An 8047-nucleotide genomic window follows, 5' to 3' on the forward strand; every position below is an offset into this window, starting at 1 on the left:
AGCGCGGCGCGCTTTAGCCGGCTCACGTCAGCGCCTCGTCGGCGTGGCTGAGATCGGAGGCGATCGCCTGGTCGAGCACCTTCTGGATATTGGCGGCGCGGCGGAAGGACGGTTCCTGGGTCTTGCCCGCCCGCACCGCCTGGACGAAACGCTGGTAATTCGTCTCGACAGGATCGAAGAAAACGTCGCGCCAGGTCGCCGTGTGCACATCTTCGCCAAGGCAGGCGCGCAGCGTCGATTTGCCGGTGTCGTAGATCATCTCGATCGAGCCGGTTTCGCCATAGACCCGGAGGCGCAGCTGATCCATCTGGCCGGCGGCCGTGCGCGTCGCCTGGATCGTGCCGATCGCGCCATTGGTGAAATCGACGTTCATCGTGAAGCTGTCATTGGCGTCGAGATCATATTCGCCGATCTTATGGTCCGGCGCCTTGTCGAAGGTCTTCAGCCGCGCAAAGACATGGACGATGTCGAGGCCTGATCCATAAGAGGCGAAATCGACGATGTGGATGCCGATGTCGCCGAGCGCGCCGTTCGACCCGTGCTTCTTGCTCAGCCGCCACAGCCATTTGCTCTCGCTCTTCCAATCGCCCCAGTGGCGGCCGACCAGCCAGCTTTGCAGATGCGACGCTTCGACGTGGCGCACCGCGCCGATCTCGCCGGCGAGCACCATCTGCCGGCCCTTCTGCAGGGCCGGCGAATTGCGATAGGTGAGGTTGACCATGCCGACCTTGCCGGCCCGCTCGATCGCCTCGGTCATTTCCATGGCTTTGACCGCGTCGGTGGCGAGCGGCTTTTCGCAGAAGACATGCTTGCCGGCAGCAATCGCCTGCAGCGTCGTCGGATGGTGGATGCTGTCAGGGGTGACATTCGCCACCGCATCGAATTCGCCCCACGCGAGCGCCTCTTCGAGCGAGGTGAAATGATGGGCAATGCCATGTTCGGTGCAGAAGGCGGCAAGCCTTTCAGCAATGACGTCGACGCCGCCGACGACGCTGACGCCTTCAATCGCCTTGAAGCGCGCGGCGTGCTGGTTGGCCATGCCGCCGGTGCCGAGAATGAGTAAACGCATCTTCTCCTCCATGGACAGTTTCCGGCCGCGTGCAGCCGGACAAACCAAACCTCGCCATCGCGGCCGACCGCGATCGCTCATGCTTTTCTTCAGGAAAATTGCGGGTAAATGCGCCGCGCATCCGACCGGACGTCGCGTCAATTTTAATTTGGCGCGCCTCCCTTCCGAAAAGGCGGGCGCGCGCTAGCTGCTGTTGAATGTCGCCAGCATCTCAACCTCCCAAGCTCTGGCTTGACATCAAATCAAAGTAACTTAATCTAATTAATGCAGCACGGAAATGAGGAGAGGTCAACCGACCGCCTGGCTGTATTCGTTCAAAATGGGGAGGAGACCCATCATGAAGAGCGCGACCGTCAGCGCATTGGCGCTGAGCACTGTCTTATTTTCAGCATCCGCCGTTTTTGCCCAGGAACTTGCCACCAAAGACCGGATCGGCCTTGCCGATGCGGCCAAAACCCTCGTCGTCCGCCTGACGAACGACAGCCCGAACAATTCCGACCCCGCCATCGCCGAGGGCTACCAGAAGCTCTTCGTCGAGTTCATCAAGAAGCACCCGGACTGGAAATTGCAGATGCAGTTCATGTCCTCCGACATCGGCACCGAACAGGCCAAGATGCTGGAGCAGGCCAAAGCCGGCAACGCGCCGGATTGCGCCGCCGTCGACTCCTTCGTGCTCTCGCAATTCATGGTCAACCACGTGCTGGCCGATTTCACGCCCTATTTCTCCAAGGAAGAAGTCGCCGACCTCTTCCCCTTCATCCGCGACGGCATCACCGACAAGGACAAGACCATCCGTGCCTGGTGGTGGGATACCGACCTTCGCGTCCTCTACCGCAACAAGTCGGTTGTATCAGATGCGCCGAAGACCTGGGACGACCTGAAGAAGGCCGCCCTTGCCTCCACCAAGGAGGGCATGGAAGGCGTTCTCTTCAACGGCGGGCGCTGGGAAGGCACGACCTTCGACTGGCTCGCCAATTACTGGGCGCTCGGCGGCAAGCTCGTCGACGACTCGGGCAAGCCGGTCTTCGGCGAAGGCGAGAACAAGGAGAAATTCCTGAAGGCGCTGAACTACTTCAAGGATCTCGTCGATTCCGGTGCGGCACCGAAGCGCGTCACCACGATCGCCAACTACGACGATATGAACGCGGCGGCGGCAGCGGCGACAACGGCGCTCTTCATCGGCGGCAACTGGCAATACGCACAGCTGAAGACCACGCTCGACCCAGACGAATTCAAGAACTGGACCTTCTCGCCGATCCCAGGGCCTACGGCCGACCAGAAGTCGACGGGCACCGGCGGCTGGACGGTCGCCTCCTTCAGCAAGGACAAGGAGAAGATCGAGATGTGCGCCAACCTGGCGCGCGACGTCTATATGGGCCCGGCCAACGCACTGCAGCAGCAGCTGCCGACCCGCAAGTCGCTCTTCGACAAGTATGAGGTCTTCTCGACGGAAGCCAACAAGACCTTCGCCAACGCGCTGGTCGACGGCCAGGCCCGCCCCGGCGTGCCGATCTATCCCGAGATCTCGAACCAGATCCAGATCATGATGGGCGACGTGCTTTCGGGAACGAAGAAACCGGAAGAAGCCCTGGATGCCGCATTCAGCGCGGCGATGGAGGCTTACAAGCGCCTCTGATCCCGGGCTTTTCTGACGCTTTCGACCACGGCGGCGCCTGTCTTTGAGGCGCCGTCGACAGTGCCAACCCGGACAGAGATGCCAATGAGCCCTATTGCCATCGAGGCTGACAGCCCGCCTCAAAGCAGAACGTTCATGCGCCGGTTCGCAGGTGCGCCCCTGCCCTGGATCATGCCCGTGATCGTCGTCATCGGCATATTCTACCTCTATCCCGTCATCGATGTTTTCCGGCTTTCCTTCACCAATGCGACGCTGATCGGCGAAAACCAGCAATATACGTTTGGTTCGATCACCAATGCGCTGAGTTCGCCGCAGCTGCCCGACATTCTCTGGGCGACGCTGATCTTCGTCGGCGGCAGCGTCATCGGCCAGCAGATCCTCGGTCTGGCGGTCGCCGTCACCGTTATCCGCGGCGAAAAGCGCGGCCTGTTCGGCACCACGATCCTGCGGACGACGGCGCTCGTCGCCTGGGTCGTGCCGGGCATTGCCGGCGGCATCATCTGGCAGATGCTGTTTTCCGAAGCGCCTTACGGCGCGCTGAACAGCATTTTGCGGTTGATGCACATGCCAACCGTTGCCTGGCTTTCCGACCCGGCAATGGCGCCCTGGTCGACGCTGATCTCCAACATCTGGCGCGGCACGGCCTTTTCGATGGTCGTCATGTATGCGGCGCTGAAATCGATCGATCCCTCGCTCTATGAAGCAGCTGAAGTCGATGGCGCTACGGCCTCGCAGCAGTTCTTCTTCGTCACGCTGCCGCAGCTGCGTGCCGCCATCCTCGTCAACATGATCCTGATAACCATCCAGACGGTGAACACCTTCGATGCGATCATCACGCTGACCGGCGGCGGACCGGGGCGCGCGACCGAGGTGATCTCGCTCTACGTCTTCAACATCGTCTTCCGAAATTACGATCTCTCCGGCGGCAGCGTGCTTTCCGTGCTGATGCTGATCATCAGCCTCGGCCTTGCCTTCGTCTATGCGTCGTTCCTGCCGAAGGAGGAAGAGCAATGAGCGGACGCACCGGAACGCGACTCGGCGATGCCCTGAGCTATCTCTTCATGCTGGTGATGTTCGTGTTCTTCGCCGGCCCCCTCACCTATCTGCTGTCGATGGCGCTGCGTGACAAGCGCGAGGTCTATCGCGGCGCGGCGCGTTATATTCCCGACAATCCCACCATCCAGAATTTCATCACGGTTCTGAACAACAGCTACTTTCCGATCTATCTCTGGAACGGCCTCAAGCTTGCCGCCTTGAGCGGCCTCGGCGTGCTGATCGTTGCGTTGCCCGCCGCTTACGCTTTCTCCCGCTTCCAGTTCCGCGGCAAGGGGCTCTCGATGATGAGCCTGCTGCTCTTCCAGATGATCTCGCCGCTCGTCATCATGGTGCCGCTCTATCGCTACATGAACCGCCTCGGCCTGCTCGACACGCATTTTGCCGTCGTCATGGTCTATATCGCTCTCGGCGTTCCCCTGGCGACATGGCTATTGAAGAGCACGGTCGACGGCATTCCACGCAGCCTCGACGAGGCGGCGATGATCGACGGCTGCAACCGCTTCTCGGTCTTCTGGCGCATCATCCTTCCCCTGTCAGCGCCGGGCATCGCGTCGGTCTTCATCATCACGGTCATTGCCGGCTGGTCGCAATTCCTGGTGCCTTTCCTGCTGCTCACCAAAAATGACCTGATGCCGATCGGCGTCGGAATCTTTAACTTCCGCGGCATGCAGACCGACTCGTCCATCCAACTGCTTGCCGCCGCCTGCCTGATCTCGGTCGTTCCGGCGATCGTGGCCTTCCTGTCGCTCCAGAGGCTGATCCTCGGCGCGATGACCAGCGGCGCGGTGAAGGGATGAGAGGATCTCATTCACTCTCCACGCGCGAGGAAGGATCGAACGCATGAACCAGACACCGGCCGCCAGGCTCTCTCCCGATCTGACGGGCGCCAATGTCGAGGATGCGGGCGAGCACAACAGGGCGGTCGTCCTGCGCTGCATCCACCGCCAGGCGCCGATTTCGCGCGCCGAGATCGCCAGACGAACCGGCTTCACCAAACCGGCGATCGCCCGCATCGTCGATCGTCTGCTCGACGAGGGCCTGATCATGGAAGCCCGCCGGCGGCACGGCTTGCGGGGCCAACCGGCGATCGAACTCGAAATCAATCCGGACGCCTATTTCGCGATCGGCATCAACATCGACCGCGACCATCTGACGATCCTCGCCGTCGACGCCGTCGGCAATGTGCGCGCCCGGGTGCACCACGAAAAGCGCTTCATCCTGCCGGCGGAATTCATGCAGCTCACGGCGGATGCGATCTCGCATTTCCAGCGCAGCCGGCTGATCGACGATGCGCATCTTGCCGGTATCGGCCTTGCCATGCCGGATTGGCTCGGCGAAATCTCTCTGCTCGGCAAGCCCGAGGCCTATCAGGAATGGACGGAATTCGATGTGCGCGCCGCGCTCGAAAACCTGACGCCGCATCCCGTCTTCATCGAAAACGAGGCCAATGCCGCAGCCCTTGCCGAGCTCGATTACGGCCTCGGCGCGGAAAGCAGCAGCTTCTTCTATATCGCCGTCAATGCCTGCCCGGGCGGCGGCCTCGTTCTCGACGGCAACGGCCATCGCGGCGCCATGGGCCTCAGCGGCGAGATCGGCTGGCTTCCCATCGCCGATGGCGACGGCGAGGCGCACAAGGTCCAGCTTCTCGGCGAGATATTCTCGCTGTTCTTCCTCTATGATTTCCTGGCGAAGCACGGCGTCGAGGTGAATTTTCCGCAGGATCTGCTGACGCTCGATGCGCGCGGCAAGCGCCTCGTTTCTCAGTGGCTGAAGGAGATGAGCGCCCATCTCGCCGTCGCCGTCAAACATATCGCCATGATCGTCGATCCCGACGCCGTGCTCGTCGGCGGCAGGCTGCCGATCCGCATCGTCGATGAATTGCTGCGTTACGTCCACGAACATCTCGACGCCGAGGATACGAACCTGCCCTCGCTCCATCGCGCCTCGATCGGCGAGGACGCTTCGGCCATGGGCGCGGCGGCGATGCCGATGGCGGCGGCGCTGATGCTCGCATCGGCTGATGTGGCCCAACGCACCCGCTCGCCACTCAAGAATATGGATCGGCTGAACAGTTGAAACGGCCGAAAGGCCCGGGAGGATATGGTGAAGATCGGCTTCTATACCTCGACATACAATGACCGCCCGCTGGAGGAAGTGGTGGATTTCGCCGCATCGGCCGGTTTCGAAGCGATCGAGATCGATGTCGGCGGCCATATCAGGACGCCCGAGCGGGTGGAGGATGCCGTCTCGCTTGCCAGAAGCCGCGGCCTCTTCGTCTCCTCCATCACTTTTTTCGGCAACCAGCTCGATGCCGACCGCGACAAGCGCCTGGAGCTTCGGGCAAGAACGTCAGAATTTGCCAAAGCGATCGGCGGCACCGGCGTTCCGATCTTCGTGATCTTCCCCGGCCGAGACGACACGGCGAGCGAAGAAGCCAATTACGACGACTTCGCCGACTTCGCGAACGAGCTGATCGCAGAGACCAGAGAAAGCGGCCTGACCTTCGCGATCGAAAACTGGCCCGGGCCGAAAGACAACTTCATCGGGACGACGCCCAGAGGATGGCAGGAGCTTTTCCGCCGGATTACCGATCGCCGCTTCGGCCTCGAATTCGATCCCTCGCATCTCATCCGCATCGGCGTCGATCCCTATCGGGCGCTCGAGGCGGTGAAGGATCGCATCGCCATTCTTCATGCCAAGGACACGGTGATCGACAGAGAGGCCCTGCAGGCGCTCGGTTATCACAGCAGGGGCTGGTGGCAGTACAAGCTGCCGGGTTTCGGCCTCCTCGACTGGCCGCGTTTCATCAGGCAGGCGCGCGGCCACGGTTTTAACGGCACGCTTTCGATCGAGCATGAGGATGCCGCCTATGGCTGGCCGGGCAAGGATCTGGCCGCCCGCAAAGAGGGCGAGCGCCTCGGCCTCGATTATCTCAAAAGTGTCTTGAACGGACTTTGACGGCGAATTCGGGAGGAGTTTCATGGCCCATGTTTCGGTCAGCAATGCGCGCAAGGATTACGGCGCGTTCAAAGCCATCAAAGGCGTGTCGGTCGATATCGGCGACGGAGAATTCGTCGTGCTGGTCGGCCCCTCCGGCTGCGGGAAATCGACGCTGCTCAGAATGATCGCCGGCCTGGAGGGCATCACCTCGGGCAAGATCCAGATCGGCAGGCACATCGTCAACGAGCTTGCGCCGAAGGATCGCGATATCGCCATGGTGTTCCAGAACTATGCCCTCTATCCGCACATGACGGTGGCGAAGAACATGGGCTTTTCCCTGCGGCTGAAGCGCATGCCGAGATCGGAGATCGACCAGCGGGTCGGCAATGCGGCGAAGATCCTCGGCTTGGAAACCCTGCTCGAGCGCTATCCGAAACAGCTGTCGGGCGGGCAACGACAGCGCGTCGCCATGGGGCGGGCGATCGTGCGCGACCCGGCCGTCTTCCTCTTCGACGAACCGCTGTCCAACCTCGATGCCAAGCTCCGGGTGCAGATGCGCTCGGAGATCAAGGAACTGCATCAGCGGCTGCAGACGACGACGATCTACGTCACCCACGACCAGATCGAGGCCATGACCATGGCCGACAAGATCGTCGTGATGAAGGACGGCCTGATCGAGCAGTCCGGCTCGCCGCTCGAACTCTACGACCGCCCGAACAATCTGTTCGTCGCAGGCTTCATCGGCTCGCCGGCGATGAATTTCATCCAGGGCACGATGACCGAGGACGGGTTCCGGACCGAGGACGGCCTGCTGCTGCCGAGCGAACGCCGGCCACGGGATGCCGTGACCTACGGCATCCGTCCCGAACATATCATGCTCGACCCCGAGGGCATCGAGGTGACGACAATCGTCGTCGAGCCGACCGGATCGGAAACCCTCGTCCTCGTCCGGCTGGGAGGGCAGACGCTGACCTGTGTCTTCCGCGAGCGCATCAGGGCCGCCCCCGGCGACGTGTTGAGGATCGCGCCCGGCCACGACACCGTTCACCTCTTCGGCGCGGACGAACAGCGCATCACATCGGGCGAAGCGCCATTGAGCTAAGCCCGCCCGCCGAATGCCCCCTCCCCTTCGGCCGGGCGACGCCGGGGGCGCGTCATCAGCGCCCCCGGCCCAAATTCCCGGCCCTTCCAGACAGCGTGCAGCGAGCCGCCAAGTGCTTGAACGAGCGTCGAAAAGGTTAATATGCGTTAACCTTAAATTTCTTGGCCGGCATCGGAGAATCGCGGATAATAACGGTTAGAAGGGCTTTTGATCCCGAAAATCGTTATCCGAGAGATTGCTGCCG

General features: G+C 61.8%; 7 protein-coding genes. 6 read left to right on the top strand and 1 reads right to left on the bottom strand.

Annotated features, from left to right (window positions below; translation table 11 throughout):
• Positions 1-22: 22 nt before the first annotated feature.
• Complete coding sequence (locus tag NE852_RS32520; RefSeq protein WP_037174172.1) at positions 23-1069, bottom strand: Gfo/Idh/MocA family protein; 1047 nt, start codon at positions 1067-1069, stop codon at positions 23-25.
• A 337-nt stretch (positions 1070-1406) separates the two neighbouring features.
• Here NE852_RS32520 and NE852_RS32525 point away from each other — a divergent pair, with 337 nt between their 5' ends.
• From NE852_RS32525 to NE852_RS32550, 6 genes are all read left to right on the top strand, one after another.
• The gene (locus tag NE852_RS32525; protein ID WP_008532794.1) at positions 1407-2705 is read left to right on the top strand and encodes an extracellular solute-binding protein; all 1299 of its coding nucleotides are present in this window, start codon (positions 1407-1409) and stop codon (positions 2703-2705) included.
• Between the two features lie 84 nt (positions 2706-2789).
• Positions 2790-3719 carry a carbohydrate ABC transporter permease gene (locus NE852_RS32530; RefSeq protein ID WP_037174164.1) on the top strand — a complete coding sequence of 310 codons (930 nt, stop codon included), beginning with the start codon at positions 2790-2792 and terminating at the stop codon, positions 3717-3719.
• The gene (locus NE852_RS32535; protein ID WP_008532790.1) at positions 3716-4558 is read left to right on the top strand and encodes a carbohydrate ABC transporter permease; all 843 of its coding nucleotides are present in this window, start codon (positions 3716-3718) and stop codon (positions 4556-4558) included. The genes NE852_RS32530 and NE852_RS32535 overlap by 4 nt, the downstream gene beginning before the upstream one ends.
• A gap of 43 nt (positions 4559-4601) precedes the next feature.
• The gene (locus NE852_RS32540) at positions 4602-5837 is read left to right on the top strand and encodes an ROK family transcriptional regulator (protein ID WP_008532788.1); all 1236 of its coding nucleotides are present in this window, start codon (positions 4602-4604) and stop codon (positions 5835-5837) included.
• A gap of 27 nt (positions 5838-5864) precedes the next feature.
• A complete protein-coding gene (locus NE852_RS32545) occupies positions 5865-6719 on the top strand; it encodes a sugar phosphate isomerase/epimerase (RefSeq protein ID WP_037174171.1) in 855 nt (284 codons plus the stop codon).
• A gap of 22 nt (positions 6720-6741) precedes the next feature.
• The gene (locus NE852_RS32550; protein WP_008532786.1) at positions 6742-7803 is read left to right on the top strand and encodes an ABC transporter ATP-binding protein; all 1062 of its coding nucleotides are present in this window, start codon (positions 6742-6744) and stop codon (positions 7801-7803) included.
• Positions 7804-8047: the final 244 nt, after the last annotated feature.

The sequence above is a fragment of the Rhizobium sp. Pop5 genome (genome assembly GCF_024721175.1).
Taxonomy (GTDB): Bacteria; Pseudomonadota; Alphaproteobacteria; order Rhizobiales; family Rhizobiaceae; genus Rhizobium.